Genomic DNA, 24,871 nt, shown 5'->3' on the forward strand with positions numbered 1-24,871 from the left:
AGCTACGGGGAACTGGAGGCCCGGGCGAACCGTGTCGCCAACGCGCTGCGCGCGCGTGGCATCGGTCCGGGGAGCTTCGTCGGCCTGTGGATGACACGGTCGCTCGACCTGCATGTGGCGCTTCTCGGCATCCTGAAGGCCGGGGCGGCCTATCTGCCCTTCGACGCCGACGCGCCCGCCGAGCGGGTGGCGGTCAGCCTGGCCGACTGCTCGGCGCCGGCCATCCTGGTGGACGCCGTGACCGCGTCGAAGGCGGCAGGGTTTGCGGTGCCTGCGCTGCGGCTGGAGGAACTGGCTTGCGATGATGAAAGCGCGCCCGACCTGCGCGCGGACGGCGTCACCCGCGATCATCCGGCCTACGCAATCTACACCTCGGGCTCGACCGGCAAGCCCAAGGGCATCGTCATCAGCCACGCCAACATCTGCCATTACCTGCGCGCCGCCAACAGCGTCTATGGGATCACCCGCGACGACGTCGCCTTCCAGGGCGCGTCGGTGGCCTTCGACCTGTCGCTTGAAGAGATCTTCGTGCCGTATCTGGTCGGCGCCACTCTCTGGGTGGCGAGCCGGCAGGTGCTGGACGAGGCCGACCGGCTGGCCGACGTGCTGAACGACGCCGGCATCACCGTGCTGGACACCGTGCCGACCCTGCTCGCCATGCTGCCCAAGGACGTGCCCAGCTTGCGCGTCGTCATCCTGGGCGGTGAGGCCTGCCCGCCCGCGGTGGCCGCGCGCTGGTGCCGTCCGGGTCGGACGATCTTCAACAGCTACGGCCCGACCGAGGCGACCGTCGTCGCCACGGTGGCCGAGGTGCGCCCGGACGAGCCGGTCACCATCGGCCGGCCGATTCCGAACTACAGCTGCTATGTGGTGGACGAGTCGCTGGCGCTGGTCGCGCCCGGCACCCAGGGCGAGCTGCTGATCGGCGGGCCGGGGGTGGCGCAGGCTTATCTGGGGCGTCCGGAGCTGACCGCCGAGAAGTTCATCCGCAACAGCTTCGCCATCCACGGCAACGACCCGCTGCTCTACCGCTCCGGCGACGCGGTGAGCGTCGACCCGAACGGCAACCTGCTGTTCCATGGCCGCATCGACGACCAGGTGAAGATCCGCGGCTTCCGGCTGGAGTTGGGCGAGATCGAGGCCAAGCTGACCGACATGGCCGGCGTGAGCCAGGCCACCGTCGTGCTGCGCAACGACAACGGGCTGGACCGGCTGGTCGCTTTTCTGGTGCCGCAGCCCGGCGCCACGCTGGACAAGACGACGCTGCGCGACCAGCTGCGCACCCAGCTGCCGAGCTACATGGTGCCGGCGCATTTCGAGGTGACGGACCGCCTGCCCCGCCTGACATCCGGCAAGGCCGACCGCAAGGCGCTGCAGGCCGCGCCGCTGACCGACGACGCCGGCCCCGGCGAACAGGACGAGCCGCAGACCCCGACAGAAGCCGCCCTGCTGGAGGCCGCCAAGCGCGTCTTCCCCGGCCAGTCGGTGCCGCTGGAGGCCGACTTCTTCATGGATCTGGGCGGGCATTCGCTGCTCGCCGCGCGGTTCGTGTCGGCGGTGCGGGAGACCCGGCATCTCGACGGGCTGACCCTGCAGGACGTCTATGGCGCCCGCAGCCTGCGCGCCATGGCCGAGCGGCTGGACGCCCGCGCGCCGCGCGGCGGCAACGGCGGCGGAGCCGAGCGCAAAGACCGCTCCTTCACGCCGCCTCCCCTGCTCCGCCGCTTCCTCTGCGGCGCCGCGCAGGCGGCAGCCCTGCCCTTCATCCTGGCGCTGATGACGGCGCAGTGGCTCGGCGTCTTCGTCAGCTACATGCTGCTGTCCGGCGAGGACGCCAACTTCCTTCAGGAAATCGCCACGCTCCTCGGCGTCTATATGGTGATCAACGCCGCCACGGTGGTGATCGCCGTCGCGGCCAAATGGCTGATCATCGGGCGCACAAAGCCTGGACGCTACCCGCTGTGGGGCGCCTATTATTACCGCTGGTGGCTGGCGCAGCGCTTCATCAGCCTCGTCCATCTGAAGTGGTTCCAGGGCTCGCCGGTCATGCGCGTCCTCCTGCGCGCGCTCGGTGCCAAGGTGGGCGACGAGGCGCTGATCGGCGAGTTCGAGTCCGGGGCCATCGACCTCGTGACCATCGGTGCCGGCGCCTCGATCGGCGGCAAGGTGAAGCTGGCGAACGCCGAGGTGATCGGGAACGAGTTGGTCATCGGCGCGGTGGAGATCGGCGCGGACGCCTACATCGGCACGTCCTGCGTCATCGGCATGGACGCGGTGGTCGGTCATGGCACGGAGCTGGCCGACCTGACCGCCCTGCCCGCCGGCGCCCGCACCGGCGCCTATGAGCGCTGGGACGGCTCACCGGCCCGCCGCGTCGGCAGCGTCGACCGGACGGAACTGCCCGCCCCGGCAACCGCCGGACGGCTGCGCCGCGGGGTGAACGCCGCCTTCTACACGGCGATGCTGCTGGCCCTGCCGCCGATTTCGCTGATGCCGATCTTCCCCGCCTTCTACCTGTTCGACAATTTGGATGGGGTGCTGGGGTCGGTCTTCGGAGTCAGCTACCTCTATTATCTGCCGCTGATCGCCTGGCCGACCGCCATGGCGCTGGTCGCGGTAACGGTCTGCATGATCGCCGCGGTGCGCTGGATCGTCCTGCCGCGCGTCGAAGCCGGCACCTATTCGGTGCACAGCGGCTTCTACCTGCGCAAATGGATGGTGGCGCTGTCCACCGAGGTGATGCTGGACACGCTCAGCTCGCTCTACGCCACGGTCTACATGCGGGCGTGGTACCGGCTGATGGGCGCCAAGATCGGCAAGGACGCGGAGATCTCCACCAACCTCGCCGGGCGCTATGACCTCGTCGAGATCGGCGAGAAGTGCTTCATCGCCGACGAGGTGGTTCTGGGCGACGAGGACATCCGCCGCGGCTGGATGTTCCTGAAGCCGGTGAAGACCGAGGCGCGCGTGTTCGTCGGCAACGACGCGGTGGTGCCGGCGGGCGCCTGCATCCCCACCGGTTCGCTGATCGGCATCAAGTCGAAGCCGCCCGCCAACGAGGCGATGTCCGCCGGGGAGACGTGGTTCGGCAGCCCGCCGATCAAGCTGCCGGTGCGCCAACGCTTCGACGGAGTCGGCGCCAACTGGACCTACGAGCCGTCCAAGGCCCGCCGCCTGGGCCGCGCGGTGTTCGAGGCCTTCAGCCTGTCGATGCCGACGATGCTGTTCATCACCTTCGGCACGCTGGCGGTGGAGCTGTTCGCCCCGGCCATCCTGGAGCAGCGTTACGGCGCCTTCCTGGCGCAGTTCCTGGCGGTCAGCGTCGCCATTCCGGTGGCCATGGTGGCGGTGGTCATCCTGGTGAAGTGGCTGTTGATGGGCCGCTACGCGCCGACCGTGAAGCCGATGTGGTCCTGGTGGGCCATGAAGACCGAAGCGGTGGCGGTGCTCTACTGGGGTCTCGCCGGCAAGGTGCTGCTCGACCATCTGCGCGGCACGCCGATGCTGCCCTGGGTGCTGCGCCTGTTCGGCACCAAGTTCGGCGAGGGCGTCTTCATGGACACCACCGACATCACCGAGTTCGACTGCGTCTCGGTCGGCGACCACAGCGCGGTGAACGCCCTGTCGGCCCTGCAGACGCACCTCTACGAGGACCGCGTGATGAAGGTCGGCTGCGTGAAGGTCGGCCGCGGCGTCACCATCGGCGCCGGGTCCACCGTGCTGTACGACACCAGCGTCGGCGATTACGCCCATCTCGGCCCGCTGACCCTGGTCATGAAGGGCGAGGAGATTCCGGCCCACACGGAATGGGCCGGCGCCCCGGCAGAGCCGGTGGTCGAAGGTCAGCCGGAGTTGACGGCACAGTTCAAGAGCGCCGCGTAAGCTCTTGTCGGTGTTGGACTGTTGCGGCCCGGCTTCCAGCGCTTCGGCGGTGGGGCCGGGCCGCTTCGTTTCCGGGCCGAGGACAGACCCTTTCCTTAACGCCGCAGGGCGTTCCGTTCCCGTTGTGCGGCGGGCGCAGGGGTGTATAACGGTGCGCGAGCGTGGCCCTGGCCCTTTTGCGCGCTCCAACGCGCCGCATCGGGGCCTGTGACCCAAAAACAGGAAGGAAGCCCCCCGAATGCCCGATGACATCAGCCCCGCCCGCGGCGCCGCGACGCTGTTTCCGCTGTCCAAGGACGACACGACCTACCGCAAGCTGACCTCGGATCACGTCTCGGTCGTCGAGTTCGACGGCGAACAGGTCCTGAAGGTGGAGCCGGAGGGCCTGCGCCTGCTGGCCGAAGAGGCCTTCAAGGACATCAACCACCTGCTGCGCCCCGGCCATCTCGGCCAGATCCGCGCGATCCTCGACGATCCGGAAGCCTCGCCGAACGACAAGTTCGTGGCGCTGGACCTGCTGAAGAACGCCAACATCGCCGCCGCCGGCACACTGCCGATGTGCCAGGACACCGGCACCGCCATCATCATGGGCAAGAAAGGCCGCCGCGTCTTCACCAAGGGCGGCGACGAGACCGCCCTGTCGGAAGGCGCCCGCGACGCCTACCTGAAGCGCAACCTTCGCTACAGCCAGCTCGCCCCGATCTCCATGTATGAGGAGAAGAACACCCGCAACAACCTGCCGGGCCAGGTCGAGATCTACGCGGAGGGCGAAGACGCCTACAAGTTCCTGTTCATGGCCAAGGGCGGCGGGTCGGCCAACAAGACCTTCCTGCATCAGGCCACCCCATCGGTGCTGGCGCCGGACCGGCTGCTGAAGTTCCTTGAGGACAAGATCCGCTACCTCGGCACCTCGGCCTGCCCGCCCTACCACCTCGCCATCGTCATCGGCGGCCTGTCGGCGGAACAGAATCTGAAGACGGTGAAGCTGGCCTCGGCCCGCTACCTCGACAATCTGCCGACCGAAGGCGGCGAGGACGCGCACGCCTTCCGCGACCTCGCCATGGAGGCCGAAGTGCACAAGCTGACCCAGACCATGGGCATCGGCGCCCAGTTCGGCGGCAAGTACTTCTGCCACGACGTCCGCGTCATCCGCCTGCCGCGTCACGGCGCCTCCATGCCGATCGGCATCGGCGTGTCCTGCTCGGCCGACCGTCAGGCGGTGGGCAAGATCACCAAGGACGGCATCTTCCTGGAGCAGTTGGAGACCGATCCGGCCAAGTACCTGCCGGAGATCACCGACGGCGATCTGGCCGGCGAGGTCGTCAAGATCGACCTCAACCAGCCGATGAACGAGATTCTCGCCACGCTGAAGCAGTATCCGATCCGCACGCGCCTGTCGCTGACCGGCCCGCTGATCGTCGCCCGCGACCTCGCCCATGCCAAGCTGCGCGCGCGGCTGGACGCCGGCGAGCCGCTGCCGGACTATTTCAAGAACCACCCAATCTATTATGCCGGCCCGGCCAAGACCCCGGAAGGCTACGCCTCGGGCTCCTTCGGCCCGACGACCGCCGGGCGCATGGACAGCTTCGTCGAGCAGTTCCAGGCGGCGGGCGGCTCGATGGTCATGCTGGCTAAGGGCAACCGCAGCCCGGAGGTGACTGCGGCCTGCCAGAAGCACGGCGGCTTCTATCTGGGCTCCATCGGCGGCGCCGCGGCCCGTCTGGCTCAGGACTGCATCAAGAAGGTGGAGTGCGTCGAGTATCCGGAACTCGGCATGGAAGCCATCTGGCGCATCGAGGTCGAGGACTTCCCGGCCTTCATCATCGTTGATGACAAGGGCAACGACTTCTTCAAGGAACTGAAGCTGGCGTAACCGGTTGCGCTTCCCGCTTCCTTGCCCCAGCGGGGACGGGGACGGGGAGCGCAACGGCTCATGTACCGTCGGGCGTCGGTCAGAACCGACGCTCGACGGCCTCAATCATCCGCGTAGGGGTTCTTCTGCTTCCGCAGCAGCAGACGCACCGGCACGCCCGGCAGGTCGAACGTCTCGCGCAAATGCGCGATCAGATAACGCTGGTAGCTTTCCGGCAGATCGAGCGGCTTGTTCACAAACAGCGCCACCGTCGGCGGACGCGTCTTCACCTGCGTGGCATAGCGGATCTTCACGCGCCGGCCCTCGACCAGGGGCGGCGGGTGGTGATCCAGCACGCCCTCGATCCAGCGGTTGAGCTGGGCGGTCGGGATGCGGCGGTTCCACTGCCCGTAGGTCGACAGGATCGAATCCAGCAGCGTGTCCAGCTTCTTGCCCTGCAGCGCGGAGATGGTCACCACCTCCACGCCCTTGATCTGGGCCAGAGCGGCCTGAAGCTTGTCCTCGACCTGACGCAGGGCCATGGCGCGGTCGTCCACGGCGTCCCACTTGTTCAGGGCGATGACCAGGGCGCGGCCCTCCTCCACCACCGTGCGGGCGATGGTCAGGTCCTGCTTGTCAAGGATCTGGTTGGCGTCCACCACGAGGAGGACAACCTGGGCCATGCGGACGACGCGCAGGGCGTCGGCGACGGCCAGCTTCTCCACCTTGGCGTCGACGCGGGCACGCCTACGCATGCCGGCGGTGTCGACCAGCCGGAACTTGCGGCCGCGCCACTCCCAATCGACGCTGATGGCGTCGCGCGTCATGCCGGCCTCGGGGCCGGTCAACACGCGCTCTTCACCGATCAGGGCGTTGAGCAGGGTGGACTTGCCGACGTTCGGACGACCGACGATGGCGATCTGGATCGGGCGGGCGCGCTCCTCGTCGGTTTCCGGCTGGTCGCCGACCGGAAGCTCCTCCTCTCCCTCGCCCTTGGCGAGGGCTGCGGCCTTCTCGACCGCTTCCGGCTCGGGCGGGGCGTAGGGCAACAGGGCCTCGACCAGATCGGCCATGCCCTCGCCATGCTCCGCCGACAGCGCGAGAGGATCGCCCAGGCCAAGCTCAAAGGCCTCATAGAGGCCGGTCATCCCCACCTTGCCCTCCGCCTTGTTGGCGACGAGGATGACGGGGGTCTTGCTCTTGCGCAGCAGAGCCGCGAAATGGCGGTCGAGCGGCGTGATGCCGCTGCGCGCGTCCACGATGAACAGCGCCACATCGGCGCGTTCCAGGGCGCGTTCGGTCTGGCGGCGCATGCGCGCCTCCAGGCTGTCGTCGGTGACGTCCTCCAGGCCCGCGGTGTCGACCACGGTGAAGGACAGCCCGCCTACACGGGCGGGGGCCGAGCGCCAGTCGCGCGTCACGCCGGGCGTGTCGTCGACCAGCGCCAGCTTCTTGCCGGCCAAACGGTTGAAGAGAGTCGATTTGCCGACATTCGGCCGACCGACGAGAGCAACGGTGAAGGACATCGGGCCGGGGGCCTTATAAAGAACCAAGGGTGGCGATCAGCGGTACGCCACCAGCGTACCGTTCTCGCCCAGGACATATAGGGTGTTGTTCGCCACGACCGGAGGCAAATAGGTGGAGGCCGGCAGCGAATAGCGGGTCAGCACCTGCCCGTCGGCCGGCGACAGGGCCAGCATCTGGCCGTTCGACCCGGTGACGTAGAGCTTGCCACCGGCCAGGACCGGACCCGACCAAGTGATCGGCCCCTTCTTGTCGTCCGGATCGGTGAACGGCGCGAGCTGGGTGACCCAGCGGGCATGACCGGCCTGACGGGTCAGGGCGACCAACTCCGAATCGTTGGTGATGACGAAGAGATAGTCGCCGGCGAGCCAAGGGGTCTGGGTGCCGCCGATCTCGGCTTCCCACAGGCGGATGCCGATGCGCTCGTCGATGGCGACCATGCGGCCGGAATGGCCGATCGCGTAGACGACGCCGCGGTCGATGACCGGCAGGCCGCGGATGTCGGCGAGGCTGCTCAGGGCGCCGCTGCGGCGGATGGCCGCCAGGCTCTCCTGCCACGCCACGCGCCCGTTCTCCGGGCGCAGGCCGTACAGTTCGCCGGAAGAATACGGGGCGACGATCAGGGTCGGCGAGGCCGCCGGGCTGACGGCGCCCAGCAGGCCCGCCGTCTCCAGGATGCCCTGATGCGACCACTGGACGGCGCCGTCGGAGGCTGACAGGGCCGTGAGCTGGTTGTCCAGCGTCAGGACGAGGACGCGCCCGCCCTCGACCGTCGGCGCGCCGCGGACCGGGCCCGGCACGCGCTTGCGCCAGATGATCGAGCCGTTGGCGGGATCGAGCGCCACCACCTCGCCGAAGCCGGTGGCCGCGAAGACGCGTCCGTCGGCGAAGGCGACGCCGCCGCCGCTGGCGCCGCCGCGCTCCTTCTCCGGCTTGGTGTCGATGCGCCAGAGCTGGCGCCCGGTGCGTTCATCCAAGGCGGCGACGTGCGAGTCGGCGTCCATGGCGAAGATGCGCCCATCGGCGATGACCGGCGTCGCCAGAAGCGAGCGGGAACTGCTGGCCCCCGTGCCGACATCGCCGCGCCACGCTTCGGCGGGGGTGGCCGACAAAGCGAGGTTGCCGCCGGCGTGCTCCGGCGTGCCGCCGGGCTGCGCCCAGGACGGGTTGGCCACGGCGGTCGGCAGAGCGACCGGCGTGCCGACCAGCCGCTGGTCGACCTCGACCTTGCGCTCGCGGGTCAGGACGGACACCCGCTCGCCCGGCAGGGGTGGGTCGGGGGTCTTGCCGAACCACCCGCTGACGGTGTCACAGCCGCTGAGCAGCACGGCCAGCAGCGGGGCGGAGAGCAGAGCGGCGCGCAGGGAGCGGCGCTTCGCGGTGGGGTGCGCGGTCGGGGCGGCCATGGGAATGCGGGTCATCAGCTCTTGCCGTAGAGGGTGGCGAGATCGGCGGCGCGCGACCGGACGCCGGCCGGAGCCTGCGAGTCGTCGGCCAATTGCTGGAACAGGGTGCGCGCGCGGTCCTTGTCCCCGGCGCGGGCGGCGAGCACGGCGCTCATCTCGCGGGCGGAGAAGCGCCAGGGATTGGCATCCGCCGTCAGAGGCTGAAGCCGCGCCTGGAGCTGGGCCGGATCGCCGGAGTCGAGCTGGTGCATCACCGACAGCAGGGCCGCCAGCTCGCGGTAAACCGCGGCGGCGCCGGCGTTGTTGGACAGCGTGTCGTAAACGGTCACGGCCTCCGCCGTCTTGCCCTCGCGGGCCAGCAGCGCGGCGGCGTTCAGCTGGGCCAGCGCGGCCATGCCGGGATCGGCCTTGCCGGCGAATGCGGCCAGCGCCTCCACGCCCTTGTCCGGTCCCTGGGTGGCCTGGGACAAGGCGGCGGCCAGGGCCGTCGTCTCGTTCTGCTTCTGGGATTGCTGCCAGTTGCGCCAGGCGACCGTACCGCCCGTCGCGGCAACGACCGCCAGCGCGGCCGCCAGCATGATGCCGCCATAGCGCTTGAAGACGCGCTCCATGCGGTCGCGGCGCAGATCCTCGTCGACTTCGCGGAAAATATCGCTCATGGCTCTACAGCGGCATCCTACGGCACGAAAACCGTTACAGCGGGGATTGCGCCCGCGCGCGGCTGCGGCGGGCGGTTCTGATGGTTCAAAGGGCCGGATAGCATTGGGCGCTGCATGCGGTCAAGGCGCAACGGCGCCCATCCAGGCATTAAGGCCGCGCTTTGGGCGGAATCAGGCGGGATTCCGCCATTTGATGGAGCAGCCCATGCTGGCGATCTGGTCCATTGGCCCCTTCCCCGTCTGGGCGATGCGGACCATCGCGTGGAACAGCTCGCGCGGGGCGTCGGGGATCCGCTCGCGCTTGGAGGCGTCCAGCCGCCCGCGGTACTGCAGGCAGAGGTCGGCGTTAAACCCGAAGAAGTCGGGCGTGCAGACCGCGCCATAGGCCCGCGCCACCTCCTGCGTCTCGTCAAGCAGATAGGGGAAGCTAAAGCCGTGTTCCGCCGCGAAGCGCTTCATGTTGTCGAAGCCGTCGTCAGGATAGGCGTCGGTGTCGTTGGACATGATGGCCACGGCGCCGATGCCGTGAGCCCTCAACGCGTCGACCTCCTCGACGATTCGCCCGATCACCGCCTTCACATAGGGGCAGTGATTGCAGATGAACATGACCAGCGTACCGCTCGGTCCCTGGACGTCGGCCAGGCTGTAGGTCTTTCCATCGGTTCCCTTCAGGCTGAAATCCTCCGCCTTCCGGCCGAAGTCGCACACCGGGGTTTCCGCCGCCATCGCTGTCTTTCCTCCTTCTGGACCCTCGGACGCGCCGCCGGCGCGGGTTCGGGCATGAGTATATGAGGTGAGGCGAAAGCCGGAATCGAAAAGGCCGCGGCGGCACCTTGTTCGTGCCTGCTCGCGGCCCTGTCGGTCTCCAACCCGGTTTTCTTTGTTTCCCGCCCTGCCCCGTGACCTTGGACCCGCCCCTTTAGGAGGCCATGGCGGCGGCGGCGATCACCGCCTGGGTGCGGTTCTTGACGCCCAGCGACTTGAAGATCGCCGTGACGTGGATCTTCACCGTGCCCTCGGACAGGCCGAGTTCGTAGGCGATCTGCTTGTTCGACTTGCCGGCGCGCAGGCAATCCAGGACTTCGCGCTGGCGTTGGGTCAGGCCGTAGGCGCTGCGGTCCGCACCGTCCAGGCGACCGCGGCGCGGCGCGGCGTCGGAGGCCGCCGTCGCGGCGGTGAGCGCGCCGGGCGGCACGTAGATGCCGCCGGAGAAGACGAGGTTCAGCGCGCCCATCATCACCTTGACGCTGCTCGACTTCGGAATGTAGCCGGTGGCCCCGTGGTCGAGCGCGCCACGGATGTCGCTCAGCGCCTCCGAGGCGGAGATCACCACCACCGGAACGCCCGGCTGCAGGCTCTGCACCTCGCGCAGCCCGTCGAAGCCCGGCCAGTTCGGCATGTGCAGATCCATCAGCACCACGTCGAACCCACCGGCCACGCGGCATTGCTGAAGGACTTCGTCGAACGTGCCCGCCTCGACGAAGATCGCATCGCCGTGAAGCTGCTCCAGAAGACGGCGCAGGCCTTCACGAAAAAGGAGATGGTCGTCACCGATCAGAATTTTCATGGCCCCGTCCGCCTTCGTTTATACCGTTGCTTCGGATCAGCCCTCCCGGACTAACCGGGCCACCCCTTTGGCGATCCACCAACCCTTTCGCCCCGTGGCTTGAGGAACTGCTACCACATTCGGAAGAGGGGCAATATCCGGACAAGCGCCATAGGTCATTTGCGGTCAGGAGAGTCCGCTCGATACGGCAAAGGCCGATTGAACAAAGCAAGAACTATGACTTTTTGTCTATTCCTGTACACGAAAGAAAGAGGCAGCGGAATTTTTTCTAGGTTTGGTTGTTCAAAGTGCAGACATCGACACGCCCTGCCAGAAGGCATCCGATGCGTGCAAAGGAGTGCCACCTATGCTCGAAACGCTTGAAGAACCTATCCCATCGGCGCGGTTGGCTGGGCGGATGGTCAGCCCTTTCCTGCACGAATGCGTCACCTTGCGGCACACACCTGTACTGGCCTTTCAGTGCAGCTCGTCACAAAAGAGTTATCGCTTGGAGCGAACCAGTCACCATTCAGATGCGCTTGACGATCTTGAGTGATCATCTATCGTTTGATTTACGTGTTACACGACTAATTTATAAACTGCTTGTCACAGTGTCAAGTTTTTTTCCAGGTTTGATGGATATATGCCTGAAATTCGATGCAGTCTTTAAACGAAACCTATTAAGCGAAGACACAGAGCGCCGACGGATAGAGAGCACGAGACAAGCCTAAAACACAGGCGGCGATAATGCCCGACAAGGGCCTGCCGTGGATGCCTCCTCCAAACAGAGCTGACCCATGCAAATGAACCATGAGTACGCCCAAGAGAAAGCATCGCACTCGACCCGCAACGCGGTGACCCCCATGCACGTCTGCCTGATTCTCGACAACAATTCCCTGACCGACACCGTGGTGCAGGCGCTCGACCGGGCCGGTCGCCATCGTGTGACCGTCTTCCACGACATATCGGAACTGACGCAGAGCACGCTGACGCCCGATGCGATCCTGATCGGCCTTCAGCAGTTCACCGCGCTGCGCGAGAACGAACCGATGGTCTATCTGCGGCTGTCACGCCGGTCGCGGATCGTCGTGGTGCTGTCGTCGCGGGAATTGCTGGACGCCGCACACATCCTGGCCTTCGCCGATGCGTGGGTGTTCGAGGACATCAACGTGGACCGCATCAACGAACTGCTGGACCTGGGGCTGGAGGGGCACTGTCTGATGCCCAAACAGTTCCTGTCCCGGCTGGGTGTCGATGAGATCCGGCTGACGCTGCTGCCGAGGCTGTCGGAACCGGAGTTCGAGACCTTGCGTCTGCTTGGCCAAGGGCTGAACAACCGGACGATCGCCAACCAGCTCGATCTGTCCGAGGCGGTCATCAAGTCGATGGTGCGCAGTGTTCTGTCCAAGCTGCACTTCCGCAACAGAACGGAAGCCGGCGTCTTCGCCGCGCGACAGCAGGGTGCGCTGCAGTCCGCCCGAGAGGGAATGGTGCCACCGCACATGCACGCGGCCCCGGCCCACCGGACCGGCACGTCCTGACGCTTCGTCGGACGCGCTCCGCCCCGATCAACCGAAAGAATCCCGGCCACCGCGCCGGGATATTTTCTGTCTGCGCCGCAGCTTCAGACCGGATACCGCCCGCCCGGATGCGAGTTGCCCCGTCCGCAGCCGCACGCACAAACGCCGGACCCGCCCGTCACCCGGATATGCGGATGACGGGCCGATCCGGCGCCTGCACCAGTGGGAAAAATCGCGGGAGAGCGGTTACTGGTGTGCCGCAGCTGCGGTCACCGCCCCGGCCCCGGCCAGTTCACCGCCGATGCCGTTGTTCAACGCCCAAATCGCCGCCTGGGTGCGATTGGAGGCGTTGATCTTGCGCAGCAGACTCTTGAGGTGGACCTTCACCGTCGCCTCGGTGATGTTCAGGTGGTTGGCGATCATCTTGTTGCTGTCGCCATTCAGCAGGCAGCGCAGGATCTGCACCTCCCGCTGCGACAGGCCCTTGCGCGACACCGGCATGTCGGTGCCGTTCCCGTTCACCCGGCCAGAGATCAGCAACGCGGCGAGATGAGTCGGAAACACCTTCTCGCCCATCATCACCAGACGCAACGACTGGGCCAGCGCGTCGGACGACAGGTCCTTCATCAGGTAACCGTCGGCACCGGCCTCCAGGGCGTTGGCGAGACGGCGGGTGCACAGGTCGCTGGTCAGTATGACCATACGTGCCTCGGGAAGCTGAGCGCGCAGGCGCCGCATGCCATCGGCCTCTTCCTCGCCCCCATTCACCAGATCGAGCAGGATAAGCTGCGGACGCAGGCCGTTCTCCACGGAGTTCAGCGCCTCGCGAAGGTTCCCCGCCTCGGCCGCGATCTGAAATGGTGAATCGTCGAGAAGCCTCTTGAGGCCTTCGCGGAACAGCTTATTGGAGTCGATCAGAAAAGCACGCACTGGTTCCATTGGTCAGCTCCCGCGATTTTTGGAAAATTGCTCTGACTCCCTGGGCAATCTTGTAGGTTACCAATCACCCGAGGTTTCCCCACCCGTGCCCCACCGATGGCTTTGACGTGCCGATATTTTGGATGACCTTACCCCTGTGTCGTGCAATACGGTACCACTCTGTGGGATTAAAAGAAGAACGCATTAGGCATATGCGCAAAGCTACTTTTAATCATGGATTATTGCGCCTCTTTCAAAGTACTCGCCATCCCCAATCGAATGGATACTTTTCAGTTTTTCTACCACCTTCTTGCAGTATGCCGCACGTTTTGGATGCGCAAGGATAACAGCCGATTCATGGGGGTTGCCAAAAGTTCCCGACCCCAAACGGACAGGAAGCACTCATGCCAAAGAAGCGCATCCGCCCCTTGCCGCGTGCGTCCTATGATCGCAGTGCCCTCCCTCACCGTAGGTCATAACACTATGCGGCGGGAGCGCTCCTGACAGATGCGGTGCATGGCTCGATGTGGACGATGATCGGCGCGGCGGCGGCCGGCTACTTGTTGCTTCTCGCCCGAAGCGCCTGGAAGCAGGGCGAAATGCGTCAGTTCCTACGCAGCCTCACCATTGTCGTCGTCCTGTGCGGGCTGGTTGCCGGTGCGGTCTTCGTGGCGATGCTGCTTGATTCGCGCTGACCTTCGAAGGTCCGATCACAAAAGAGCCTCCTCCCCGAAACGCACAAAGGCCCCTTCCCGCATGACAGCGGAAAGGGGCCTCTCCGGACAGGTCTGCCGTGGATGGACGGTCAGATCTGGCCGCGCTCGTGGGCCTGCCGCATCAGCGTGTATTGGCGCATCATCTGGTTCCGGAACCGGTAACGGGTCCAGCCCGGCTCGACCACCGGCGCCAGCACGCCGCCATACTCCTCCCGGCAGAGGCGTTCCAGAATGCCCAGCGCCTCCTTGGTCGGCGGGGTGCCGCCCGGTCCGGCCAGCTCCTTCGGGTCGAAGGTGCCGTAGGAGTCCGCCGGACACAGGGCGCACGCCAACAACACGTCCTCCAGTTCGGCGCGGCGTTCGGCGGCCAGCGCGCGGGCGTAGGAGTCGACGATGCCGCGCTCCGCCTCCTGCAGGCAGCGGGTGACAGCGTAGGCAAGGTCGTCCCGCTCCACCACCGTCGAGCCGCGGCTGACCGCGCTACGGGCCGCATGCAGGCCGAGAAGCTGGGCGTAATAGGGCAGCCCGCGGACAAACTCACAGATGCGGTCCACCACGTCCGGCGCAAAGGTGATGCCAGCGTTCTCGGCCCCCGCGTTGATGAGGCGCCCAATCTCCACGTCGGTCATCAGCGGCAGATGCACCGGCACCAGCGAGCGCTGGATCGACGGGTGCTTGCCCAGAAGCTGGTCGAGATTCTCCGCCACGCCGACGACCAGCAGGGTCACCGGGATCGAACTGTCGGTTAGGTTCTTGAACAGCTCGGCCAGCTTGTTGCGGAAATCCTCGTCGGTGACGCGGTCATACTCGTCGAGTATCAGCAGCACATGGGTGGCGTGGATGCCGGCCAGCACCTCGTTCAGCTCCGTCACGCTGAATCCACCCTCGGGCAGAAGCTCGTTGAAGCTGGTGAAGCTGCGGCGCGAGGCGAAGGGGTTGTCGATCCCCGACCGATAATAGGTGGAGGGAATCTTCTTCAGGAAATGACGGAAAATGTCCTCGAAGCTTAGCTCCGCGCTGCAGGTCAACTTCAGCGAGAGGTAGCCGGCCTGACCGGCGATTTTCTCGATAGCGTTGGCGACGGAGGTCTTGCCGCGGCCCCGGTCGCCAAACAGAATGACATGCGCCCGCTCCTCCTCGATGGCCGAGATGATGCGCTTCAGCGTGTCGGTCCGGCCGATGAACAGCGAGTTCAGCTGCTGCTTGGGCCGCGTCGGCGTGAAGGCTTCGCGCAGCAGACCGTTCAGTTCGGGGGTGAGCCCCTTCAGCATCGCCGGCGCACCGACCGCTCCCGGCCCGCGCAACCCCCCGTTCACGGTCATCGTGAAGCGCGGCAGCTCCGTGTCGGCGGGCTCTTGGCCGCGCTGGGCGCCCAATCCACCACCAAGTCCACCAGCGAGCGGGTTGTTCAGCGGATCATGACGCAACCCGGATGGGCCGCGCATCGTCTCGCTCAAACCGCCGCCACCAAGCCCACCGCCCTCGGGGCCGCCAACCGGCCGCAGATGCGGCGCCGGACGGCCCGCGAGCGGGCTCTGGGATTGCATCGGCGGGTGACCATGAGCCGCATTGCCCGGGGTGGAGCCCGGTCCGGCCGCTCCACCACCCGTAATGCCGCCGCCCATGGACATCCGGTCATCCGCATCGGCGGTCGCCCGCCGCTTCCGAAAGAAGTTTCGCATCCGTCCCGATCCCAGAATTCCGCGTTGTCGTCACCAGCCGGCCTTGGCCGGTGATCTGATCGTCGCGTCCCCTGCCCCGGCCCGGCTGGATGTGCCCGGCGGCTGCGGTGAACGCATTCCGGATGTAAGCGATGCATCGCCAACGGTTGCCTGGGATTTCGGATGATTATCCAGAGGAGGCCCAACCCTTATGGCGACTCCTTTCGGGAGGGGGCGGCGCCTCAAAAGCCAGCGGCGTGGCCCAGCAGAGTCCAGACGAACAGGGTGCCGAATAGGGCCGTCAGTCCGGCAAGTTCGCGCAGGAACACCAGGATCGACATGAAAGTCCTCCTTCATCGGTTGGCGCCGCCGCGCCGGGTGATGTTGACGCTCGGCCACGGCTTCGATGAAGAAACCATATACGAACAAATCATGAACAGCAAGTGGTATGTTCCATATTCGTTCTATTCCGGGGCATTGGTCCTGACGCCGGGCGTGAAGAAGCCCACCGCCTTCCACCTTGTGGCTGGCGGCCTCATACCACCGGAACCATATGGTCTTGTGGTAAGCGGTTGATGTAAGGAGAAGGTTCGCGGCCGAAGCGTTCCGCCCGCAAGGAGGGATCCCCGACACCGGACCGCGATCCGAACGAACGGACCATCATGGACAGCGCCAACCAGCAAACCGGCGACGGACCGAACGGCGCCGCTCCGGCCCCCAACCCCGCTCCCAGTTCCACTCCCTCGGGCCACCCCCCTCAAGCCAACCGCATGCCCGCCCTCGTCCTGGGAGCGCTGGGCGTGGTTTACGGCGACATCGGGACGAGCCCGCTCTACACCATGCGGGAGTCCTTCACCCACACCGGCCTGCCGCTCGACGAGCCGACCATCCTCGGCATCCTGTCGCTGGCGACTTGGGCGCTCATCATCGTCGTGACACTGAAATACGTCCTGCTCGTCATGCGGGCGGACAACAAGGGCGAAGGCGGCGTCCTGGCTCTGGGCACGCTGGCCCACCGCGGGCTCAGCTCCAAGGCGGGCAACCGCGCCATCATGGCGCTGGCGATCCTGGGCATGGCGCTGTTCTACGGCGACAGCCTGATCACCCCGGCCATCTCGGTCCTGAGCGCGGTGGAAGGGCTGAAGGTCGTCACCCCGGCCCTATCCCCCTACATCGTCCCGATCACGCTGGCGGTGCTGACCCTGCTGTTCCTGTTCCAACGGCAGGGAACCGGCCGGGTCGGCATCTTCTTCGGCCCGATCATGGGGGTCTGGTTCGTCACGCTGGCGGTGCTGGGCCTGATGCAGGTGCTGCACTGGCCGGACGTGCTGCGCGCCTTCAACCCGCTGTACGGGGCGGCGCTGTTCGTCGACCACGGCTGGGTGGCCTTCCTGACGCTGGGCGCCGTGGTCCTCGCGGTCACCGGGGCCGAGGCGCTCTACGCCGACATGGGCCATTTCGGGCGGGCACCGATCCGCATCGCGTGGCTCTACCTCGTCCTGCCGGCGCTGCTGCTGAACTACTTCGGGCAGGGCGCCATGCTGCTGCACGAGCCGGAGACGCTGGAGAACCCCTTCTTCCATCTGGCGCCGGATTGGGCGCAGCTGCCGCTGGTCCTGCTGTCCACCGCGGCTACGGTCATCGCCAGCCAAGCGGTGATCTCCGGCGCCTTCTCGCTGACCCGGCAGGCCGTGCAGCTCGGCTACCTGCCGCGGCGCGAGATCCGCCACACGTCCGAGCATGAGGTCGGCCAAGTCTATATCCCGCGCAACAACTGGCTGCTTCTGATCGGCGTGGTGATCCTGGTGATCGGATTCGGGTCCAGCAGCAATCTGGCCGCCGCCTACGGCGTTTCGGTGACGGGAGCCATGGCCATCGACACGATCCTGGCCGCGGTGGTGGCGTGGCGGCTGTGGCGCTGGAACCCCCTGCTGGTCGTGGCTGCCTTCTCCATGCTGTTGGTGGTTGACCTCGCGCTGTTCGGGGCGACCCTGCTGAAGGTGCCGGACGGTGGCTGGTTCCCGCTCCTGATCGCGGCCGCGGTCTATACGCTGATGACCACGTGGCGCCGGGGCCGCCGCATCCTGGCCGAGCGGCTCTACGCCGACGCCCTGCCGATGGACCTGTTCCTGCAGCGCGTCTCTCCGCAGTCGCCGCAGCGCGTCGCGGGGACGGCCATCTTCATGACCGGCAACCCCGACGTCGTCCCCCACGCCCTTCTGCACAACATCAAGCACAACCGGGTGCTGCACGAGCGGGTGGTCGTCATGACCGTGATCATGGAGGAGGTGCCCCGCGTCTCCCCGGAACGCGCCGTTCTGGTGGAGAAGCTGGGCAAGGGCTTTTTCCGCGTGGTGCTGCGCTTCGGCTACCTGGAACAGCCGCACATTCCCCGCGCGCTGGAGCGATGCCGCCGCTTCGGACTGCATCTGGACATGATGGAGACGTCGTTCTTCCTGGGCCGCGAGACGCTGATCCCGTCGCGGTCAACCGGCCTGCCGGGCTGGCGCGAGCCCGCCTTCATCCTTCTGTCAAAGACGGCCCTGTCGGCGACGGAATTCTTCTGCATCCCACCGGGCCGCGTGGTCGAACTCGGCACGCAGGTCGAGATCTGACGGTCAGTCCCGAGCCACGATGGGGGTGAGGCGGAACCGGGCGGCGGCGGTCTCAAGCCGCCCGTCGCGCTTGACCGCGTCGACGAACTGGTTCACCCGGTCCAGCCACAGCGGGTCCCCCGGCGCCACGGCGTAGGCATAGGGCGTAGTCTGAACCGGATTCTCCGGAGCGATCAGATGCGCCCACTGGTGAAAGGCGAGCATCCGCTGGCCATAAGGGTAATCGGTGAGGAAGGCGTCGGCACGTCCCGACTGGACCTCCTCCTCCCGCTCCAGGGGGCCGGAAACGATGCGGACACTGGCCTTGCGGAACGAGAGGCTGGCATAGTCGTCCATGACGGTGCCCTTCTGAACCGCCACCACCATGCCGTCCTGGTCCAGATCGTCCCACCTCAGGATGCGCGGGTGCATCTGGGAGGATACGGCGTAGATGCCGCTGCGCAGGTAGGGCTGGCTGAAGGCGACCTTTTCCGCACGGGCCGCCGTGACACCGATGCCGAACATGCCGATGTCGCACCGGTCGCTCAACAGATCGGCGACGAAATTCGGAAAGCCGCTTTCCACGAAGGTCACCCGAGCGCCCAGATCGTGGGCGAAGGACCGCGCCATGTCGATGTCCAGGCCCTGGAGTTCCCCGCTGTATGAACTGCGGAAGGAAATGGCGTAATAGTCCGGCCATATGCACACGCGCAGCAACCCGGTGCGCTGCACCCGGTCAAGCCGGCCTTCCGCCCGGACCGGCGCCGTTCCGAACACCAGGAACACCGACTGGAGCGCCGTGTGAAGCGCCAACGCCGTCAGTGCGATGGAAAGACGCCGCACGACCTCGGACCCCCGAACCCATCCCCGATGACCGCGACAGGATAGCACTGCGCCCTCGTAAAGCACAGCGCATGCTTGCGATTCGGCTGCCCGCTGTTAAGATTCGCGGGACACCAGCACACCGCACGGAGCCACGCGTGATGGCCAAGCTTGCCCTGTTCCAGCATCGGGGCGCCTTTCTCGCGTTGGCCTTCTTGTCGGTGATGGCCCTTGTATTCGAGGTCGCCTACGACATCCACGCCGACCGCGCCCTGGCGTTGAAGAATGCTGCGGAAAACATCGATGATTTGGCGAGTGCCCTGGAGTCCTCGGTCAGCCGAACGGTCCAGGCGGTTGACGTGACGTTGGCCTCCGTGGGCGAGGCGGTCAGCGTCGGCAATCTGCTGCATGGTCAGTCCATGGAAGACTGGAAGGGGTCGTCGCCCCCGCTGCTTCAGGAACGGCTGCGCCGGTCGCCTCATCTCCGTGGCCTTTCCGTGCTCGACCGCCGGGGCGTTCTGGTGGCGACCACGGAGGATCCCCGTCTGATCGGCTCCTCGTTCGCGGAGATGGATCTGTTTCGCACCCAACTGTCCGGACAGAACCAGGGACTCTACATCGGCGCCCCGGTGCGCGGACGGTTTCTGGCGCCGACCGGTGCTGCGGACGACCGGTCCGGCAGGTGGGTCCTGCCGATGAGCAGGGCGATTCGTGGAGCGGATGGGACGCTTCTCGGCGTCTCCGTCGCCTCGGTCAATCCCGAATATCTGCAAAGCATTTTCCGCGCGGTGCGCAACGGGCTGCACGGCACGGCGTCGCTCTATCGCCGGGACGGGTTGCTTCTGGCCCGGCTTCCTCAGGATGGGACGGACGGCATCGGCACGCCGATGGCCGGGGCGGAGTTGTTTCGCGTCCATCTTCCCATGTCCGAGGGCGGTGTGTTCCACGAAACCGGCCAGGACGGTCGGGAGCGCATCACCGCCTACCGCGCCACGCCGCTCTGGCCTCTGGTTCTGGCGATCAGCCGCAGCGAGGATGAGGAACTGGCGGGCTGGTGGACCAACCAGATGGAGATTGCCGGGGTCGCGCTGGGGGCCGGCTTGGTCATCCTGCTGTTCGCCACCGCGCTGACCCTGCTGCGCCGCAAGGACGCCCAGCTCGAAGACGGCAACGCCCGTTTCAACGCGCTTTTGGAAACCGCCGCCGAGGGCATCCTGACGGCGCGGTCGGATGGTGTGATCGAGACCGCGAACACCGCGGCACACCGCATCTTCGGCTACCCGCCCGGCGACCTGGTCGGGCGTCATGTGCAGGAGTTGATGGAGCCGCAGCACCACCCGACCCACAGCCGCGTCATGGAGGCCATCACCGCCGGCGCCCGACGGATCGGCCCGAACTACACGCGCGAGGTGAACGGGCTGCGGATGGATGGCGAGGTGTTCCCCCTCGATCTGTCCCTGGCCGAGGTGCAGACGCAGCACGGCATCCTCTTCGCCGCCTTCTTCCGCGATCTGTCGGAGCGCAAGCGGGCCGAGCGGGCTCTGACCGAGGCCAAGGAGAAGGCCGAGGCCGGGCAGCGCAGCAAGATGGAATTCCTGGCGACCATGAGCCACGAGATCCGGACGCCCATGAACGGGGTGATCGGCATGGCCGGGCTTCTCCAGGAAACCCACCTGGACGAGGAGCAGCGCGGCTACGCCGACACCATTCGCGACTCCGCGGAATCGCTGCTGACCATCATCAACGACATCCTGGACTTCTCAAAGATCGATGCCGGGCGCCTCACCCTGGAGGTATCGGACTTCGAAGCCGTGCCGCTGGTGGAAAGCGTGCTGGAATTGCTGGCTCCGCGCGCCGCCGCAAAGGGGCTGGAACTGGCCAGCTACGTTCCGCCGGCCCTGCATGGTCCGTTGCGCGGCGATCCTGGCCGCCTGCGCCAGATCCTCATCAACCTTGCCGGCAACGCCGTCAAGTTCACCGACCAGGGCAGTGTGACCATCGTTCTGTCGGTGGAACAGGACGCTGCCGCTGGGGCTGAGGACCGACCGCAACCGGATGAATCCGTGGTCCCGCCCCCACACGAGACGCCGGTGACCATTCGTTTCGAGGTGAGGGACACGGGAATCGGCATCGCAACGGCGGATCACAAGCGTCTCTTCACGATGTTCAGTCAGGTGGATGGGTCGTCGGCCCGCCGTCACGGTGGAACGGGGCTCGGCCTCGCCATCTGCAAGCGCCTCGCGGAGCTGATGGGCGGGCGGATCGGCGTCCACAGCATGCCCGGCGAGGGCAGCGTCTTCTGGGTCGTCATTCCCTTGTGGCGCGGCACGCCGACGGATGCCGCATCCGCGCCGCAAGCACCGGGCAGTTGGGCCGGGCGGCGCATTCTTCTGGTCGACGATTTGGCGGTGAACCGCGATCTGCTCGCCCGCCAGCTCGCCGCGATGGGCCTGGAAACCGACTCCGCCGCAACGGGTGAAAATGCCCTTCACCGGCTGCTGTCGGCATGCGCCAAGGGCCGACCGTTCGACGCCGCCATTCTCGATCATTGCATGCCGGGCCTGACCGGGCCGGAGCTGGCGGCTCGCATCCGTGCCATCCCGGCGTTGGCCGACTTGCCGCTGGCGCTGGCCACCTCCCAGCGCATGGATGAGACGGAAGAGGAAGCCGCCGTTATCGACGTGCGGATCGTCAAGCCCGTCCGGTCCAGGGCGTTGCGCACCGCGGTGTCGCATCTGTTCGCTGCGCGGGCACTCAGGGTTTCGTCGCCGGATGCGGGTCCCACAGACAAGTCGGGCGCCTCATCGCCACCGGGCTCCTCACCGGGCAGGCCCTTGGCCGCGCCGACGCCGTCCAGCACCCCCCCGACCGGCGCGGCCCGCCGCCGCATCCTGGTGGCGGAAGACAATCCGGTGAACCTTCAGGTGACGCTGGCTTTGCTGCGCCGGGCCGGCCATGCGGTCGATTCGGTGTCAAACGGGCTGGAGGCGGTCAACGCCGTCGCCGCCCTGCCCTACGATCTTGTCCTGATGGACGTGCAGATGCCGGAAATGGACGGTCTGGCGGCGACCAGGGCGATCCGCCGGATGGGCGGATCCGCCGCCCGCGTTCCCGTTGTCGCCATGACCGCCAACGCCATGGAAGGAGATCAGGCCACCTGTCTGGCCGCTGGAATGGATGACTATCTGCCCAAGCCCATCGCGGCGGACCAGCTCTTACGGACGGTCGCGCGATGGGGTGGCATTCCGCAAGGAAGCGGCCCCAACCGGCGGGAACCATCGCCGGAGACCGAAGTTCCGCCGCCGCGCATCGACCACGCCAAACGCGAGGATTTGCGTGACGCGCTTGGCGATGAGGGCTTCGGCCTGTTGATGGAAACGTTCCTTCGCGAAGCGCCAAGCCATCTCGACCGGTTGCGGCGTGGTGCTCAGGACGGCGATTTCCCGATCGTGGAACGCGAAGCCCATATCCTCAAGGGCTCCGCGGGCAATGTCGGCTTCGCGCAGGCTTCCGCACTGGCCGGTGAACTCGTGGCGGCGGCCCGCCGCCGGGATGCTGCCGGTATCAGCGGCGATCGCATCCAGGCGTTGGATGCCGCCCTCAAGGACGCCGAGCGGACCGGTACACCGCCTGACGATGCACTGGTCGGGCTGGAGATGACGGGGCGGCCGATGGGCGCATCCGGGGAAAGATAGGCACGCCCGGCTCCCCCCTCACGCCGCGGCGGGACAACCGTCACCGACCTTTAATCGACAGTTAACGCTGCCCACCGCAAACACGCGCGACGAATTTGTCGATGTCGCCGTTCAGCGTCTCGGCGCGGCGCGCCAGTTCACCGGCGGAGGACAGAACCTGGCTGGCGGCGGCGCTGGCATCCTGCGCGCCGGAAGACACGCTGGTCACCGCGTCGGCCACGGTGCGCACGCCGGCCGATGCCTCGCGGATGGAGCGGCTGATCTCGTCGATGGCCGCGCTCTGCTGCTCGGCGGCGCCGGCGATTCCCACCGCGATCTGGTCGATGTCGTGGATCATGCCGCCGACATGTTGGATCACCGCCGCCGTATCGCGGGTCACCGACTGGACCTGGGAGATTTGGGCGGAGATGTCCTCCGTCGCCTTGGCGGTCTGGTTGGCGAGGTTTTTCACTTCCGTCGCCACCACGGCAAACCCCTTCCCGGCCTCCCCGGCCCGGGCCGCTTCGATCGTGGCGTTCAGCGCCAGCAGATTGGTCTGGCTGGCGATGTCGTTGATGAGCTGCACGACCGCGCCGATCTGATCGGAGGCGGCCAGCAGGGAGCGGATGGTGGCGTCGGCCTCCCGCACCTTCTCCACCGAGCTGCGGGCGAGATCGGCGGTGCGGGACACGCCCTGGGCCACCTCGCCGATGGCGCCGGATACCTCGCCAGTCGCGGCGGCCACGCCGTCCACGTTGGACGACACCTGCTCGGCCGCCGAGGCCGCGGAGAAGGACTGCTCGCTGGCCGTGGCCGCGGTCGCCGTCATGGCGGTGGAGGACGCTTCGAGCTGGGCGGCGCTGGCTGACAGGCTCTGCGCCACCTCCTTGATGTTGGCGCCGATGCGGGTTGCGCTCTCCACGAACTCGCGGCTCTTGCCGTCCATGGCCGCCAGCCCGTCGTTGATCTGGTGGGCGTAGGCGCCGAATTCACCGACCATGCCGGTCATCACGATGCGCCGGTAATACTGCCCCTCCGCCGCGTGCTGCATGGCGGCGTTGGCCTCCTTGCCAAAGGATTCCACGCGGTCGAGCAGGCGGTTGAGGGTCCGCAGCATGTCCGCAATCGGGCTGGCCCCCTGGATGTTCAAGATGCGCGGCTGAAGGTCGCCCTTCTCGGCCGCGGCAATAACCGCGATGGCTTTGTGGATGGTCCGGTTGGTGAGCGCCAGCCAGCGGATCGCGGCAAGACAAGGCAGAATCGCCAGCAGCCCCAGCGCGGCGGCGACGGCGTCGCCGGTCATGAAGCCGTAGACCGCCTGTGCTCCCGACAGCAGGGCGGCCGAAGCGGCAGCGGCGAGCGATTTAGAGACTGAAGACAAACTCGTCATAGCTCGTGCCCTTGTCGCGCAGGAGTTTTTCCAGCATGGCACCGGAGGCCGCCATGGCCGCGTTCCGGTCGGCGTGCCGCGCCTCTTCCGCCCGCAGCGCGGCGTAGAGGCCCGCCGCCGCGTCCACCGCGGGGCGCGCCGGGACACGCCGGCTCGAATGGTAGCCGGTGATGGTTCGCCCGTTTCCGCTGTCCGGATTGCCGAAAACTGGCGTGACATGGGCAAACACCCAGTAATGGTCTCCATCCTTCGCCCGGTTGATGACATAGGCAAAGATTTCGCTTCCAGCCTCGATGCGGGTCCACAACAGCTTGTAGACGCAGCGCGGCATGTCGGAATGGCGGACGATGTTGTGCGGTTTTCCCAGCAACTCCGCTTCGCTGTAGCCGCTGATGCGCAGGAACACGTCGTTGGCGTAGGTGATGCGGCCCTTGATATCCGTCTTCGAGACGATGATCTCATCGCGGTGAAAGGTCCGCTCCCGCCCGGTCAGGGTACCATGTGTGCCGCCCGTGCCGACCGTCATGACCGTCCGCCTTTCAAACACCGGTGAACGCAATCACCCGACAAACAGATCACCAACCCAACCGTTGGTAATATCTTCTGCCCTCGACTCATAGCGTACGTAATAATTGGATGGCTTTAAAAACGAGCGGCGCTCGGCTGCGACAAATTGTATCACATTCCTAACGCGAAAAATGGGTTGC

Annotated in this window: 17 protein-coding genes (1 of these 17 cut by a window edge); 7 read left to right on the forward strand and 10 right to left on the reverse strand. The window is 66.6% G+C overall.

The window, feature by feature from the left end; genetic code table 11:
• Together AMK58_RS08020 and AMK58_RS08025 are read left to right on the forward strand one after the other, a co-directional pair.
• A protein-coding gene (locus AMK58_RS08020; protein ID WP_035674693.1) for a Pls/PosA family non-ribosomal peptide synthetase crosses the window boundary here: on the forward strand, positions 1 to 3,882 show its 3' portion. 102 nt of this gene lie to the left of the window's left edge; only the last 3,882 of its 3,984 coding nucleotides appear in the window; the start codon falls outside the window, past its left edge; the stop codon is at positions 3,880 to 3,882.
• 238 nt (positions 3,883 to 4,120) lie between these two features.
• The gene (locus AMK58_RS08025) at positions 4,121 to 5,755 is read left to right on the forward strand and encodes a fumarate hydratase (RefSeq protein WP_035674690.1); all 1,635 of its coding nucleotides are present in this window, start codon (positions 4,121 to 4,123) and stop codon (positions 5,753 to 5,755) included.
• A 101-nt stretch (positions 5,756 to 5,856) separates the two neighbouring features.
• Here the strand turns inward: AMK58_RS08025 and der are convergent, their stop codons facing one another.
• The 5 genes from der to AMK58_RS08050 all read right to left on the reverse strand — a co-directional run bounded on the left by der (position 5,857) and on the right by AMK58_RS08050 (position 10,890).
• The gene (gene der, locus AMK58_RS08030) at positions 5,857 to 7,260 is read right to left on the reverse strand and encodes a ribosome biogenesis GTPase Der (RefSeq protein WP_035674687.1); all 1,404 of its coding nucleotides are present in this window, start codon (positions 7,258 to 7,260) and stop codon (positions 5,857 to 5,859) included.
• Between the two features lie 36 nt (positions 7,261 to 7,296).
• Positions 7,297 to 8,679, reverse strand: coding sequence for an outer membrane protein assembly factor BamB family protein (locus tag AMK58_RS08035; protein ID WP_059398792.1), 1,383 nt, complete (start codon positions 8,677 to 8,679; stop codon positions 7,297 to 7,299).
• On the reverse strand, positions 8,679 to 9,323 hold the full coding sequence (locus AMK58_RS08040) for a tetratricopeptide repeat protein (protein WP_035674684.1): 645 nt from the start codon (positions 9,321 to 9,323) through the stop codon (positions 8,679 to 8,681). The genes AMK58_RS08035 and AMK58_RS08040 overlap by 1 nt, the downstream gene beginning before the upstream one ends.
• Positions 9,324 to 9,494: 171 nt before the next feature.
• Entirely contained in the window at positions 9,495 to 10,049 is a 555-nt protein-coding gene (locus tag AMK58_RS08045; protein WP_035674682.1) for a thioredoxin family protein, read from the reverse strand.
• A 193-nt stretch (positions 10,050 to 10,242) separates the two neighbouring features.
• On the reverse strand, positions 10,243 to 10,890 hold the full coding sequence (locus tag AMK58_RS08050) for a response regulator transcription factor (protein ID WP_035674679.1): 648 nt from the start codon (positions 10,888 to 10,890) through the stop codon (positions 10,243 to 10,245).
• Between the two features lie 776 nt (positions 10,891 to 11,666).
• Here AMK58_RS08050 and AMK58_RS08055 point away from each other — a divergent pair.
• On the forward strand, positions 11,667 to 12,410 hold the full coding sequence (locus AMK58_RS08055) for a response regulator transcription factor (protein ID WP_236778075.1): 744 nt from the start codon (positions 11,667 to 11,669) through the stop codon (positions 12,408 to 12,410).
• A 225-nt stretch (positions 12,411 to 12,635) separates the two neighbouring features.
• Here AMK58_RS08055 and AMK58_RS08060 read toward each other — a convergent pair whose 3' ends face one another.
• Entirely contained in the window at positions 12,636 to 13,328 is a 693-nt protein-coding gene (locus AMK58_RS08060; protein ID WP_059398793.1) for a LuxR C-terminal-related transcriptional regulator, read from the reverse strand.
• 503 nt (positions 13,329 to 13,831) lie between these two features.
• Between AMK58_RS08060 and AMK58_RS30835 the strand changes: the two genes are divergently transcribed.
• Positions 13,832 to 14,002, forward strand: coding sequence for a hypothetical protein (locus AMK58_RS30835; RefSeq protein ID WP_167555888.1), 171 nt, complete (start codon positions 13,832 to 13,834; stop codon positions 14,000 to 14,002).
• Between the two features lie 110 nt (positions 14,003 to 14,112).
• Here AMK58_RS30835 and AMK58_RS08065 read toward each other — a convergent pair whose 3' ends face one another.
• Positions 14,113 to 15,570 (reverse strand): ATP-binding protein, encoded by a 1,458-nt coding sequence (locus AMK58_RS08065; protein ID WP_236778076.1) that lies wholly within the window; start codon positions 15,568 to 15,570, stop codon positions 14,113 to 14,115.
• A 453-nt stretch (positions 15,571 to 16,023) separates the two neighbouring features.
• Here AMK58_RS08065 and AMK58_RS08070 point away from each other — a divergent pair, with 453 nt between their 5' ends.
• A complete protein-coding gene (locus AMK58_RS08070; protein WP_059398794.1) occupies positions 16,024 to 16,260 on the forward strand; it encodes a hypothetical protein in 237 nt (78 codons plus the stop codon).
• Between the two features lie 194 nt (positions 16,261 to 16,454).
• Positions 16,455 to 18,299, forward strand: a complete 1,845-nt coding sequence (locus AMK58_RS08075; RefSeq protein WP_035674709.1) for a potassium transporter Kup — start codon at positions 16,455 to 16,457, stop codon at positions 18,297 to 18,299.
• A 3-nt stretch (positions 18,300 to 18,302) separates the two neighbouring features.
• Here AMK58_RS08075 and AMK58_RS08080 read toward each other — a convergent pair whose 3' ends face one another.
• Positions 18,303 to 19,121: an ABC transporter substrate-binding protein gene (locus tag AMK58_RS08080; protein WP_236778077.1), complete on the reverse strand. Its 819-nt coding sequence runs from the start codon at positions 19,119 to 19,121 to the stop codon at positions 18,303 to 18,305.
• A 140-nt stretch (positions 19,122 to 19,261) separates the two neighbouring features.
• Here AMK58_RS08080 and AMK58_RS08085 point away from each other — a divergent pair, with 140 nt between their 5' ends.
• Positions 19,262 to 22,795: a response regulator gene (locus tag AMK58_RS08085; RefSeq protein WP_236778078.1), complete on the forward strand. Its 3,534-nt coding sequence runs from the start codon at positions 19,262 to 19,264 to the stop codon at positions 22,793 to 22,795.
• Between the two features lie 61 nt (positions 22,796 to 22,856).
• Here AMK58_RS08085 and AMK58_RS08090 read toward each other — a convergent pair whose 3' ends face one another.
• Positions 22,857 to 24,164, reverse strand: coding sequence for a methyl-accepting chemotaxis protein (locus AMK58_RS08090; RefSeq protein ID WP_035674668.1), 1,308 nt, complete (start codon positions 24,162 to 24,164; stop codon positions 22,857 to 22,859).
• On the reverse strand, positions 24,139 to 24,690 hold the full coding sequence (locus AMK58_RS08095) for a PAS domain-containing protein (RefSeq protein ID WP_035674665.1): 552 nt from the start codon (positions 24,688 to 24,690) through the stop codon (positions 24,139 to 24,141). The genes AMK58_RS08090 and AMK58_RS08095 overlap by 26 nt, the downstream gene beginning before the upstream one ends.
• Between the last annotated feature and the right edge of the window lie 181 nt (positions 24,691 to 24,871).

Origin of the sequence: Azospirillum brasilense, assembly GCF_001315015.1 — a bacterium.
Lineage (GTDB): Bacteria > Pseudomonadota > Alphaproteobacteria > Azospirillales > Azospirillaceae > Azospirillum > Azospirillum brasilense.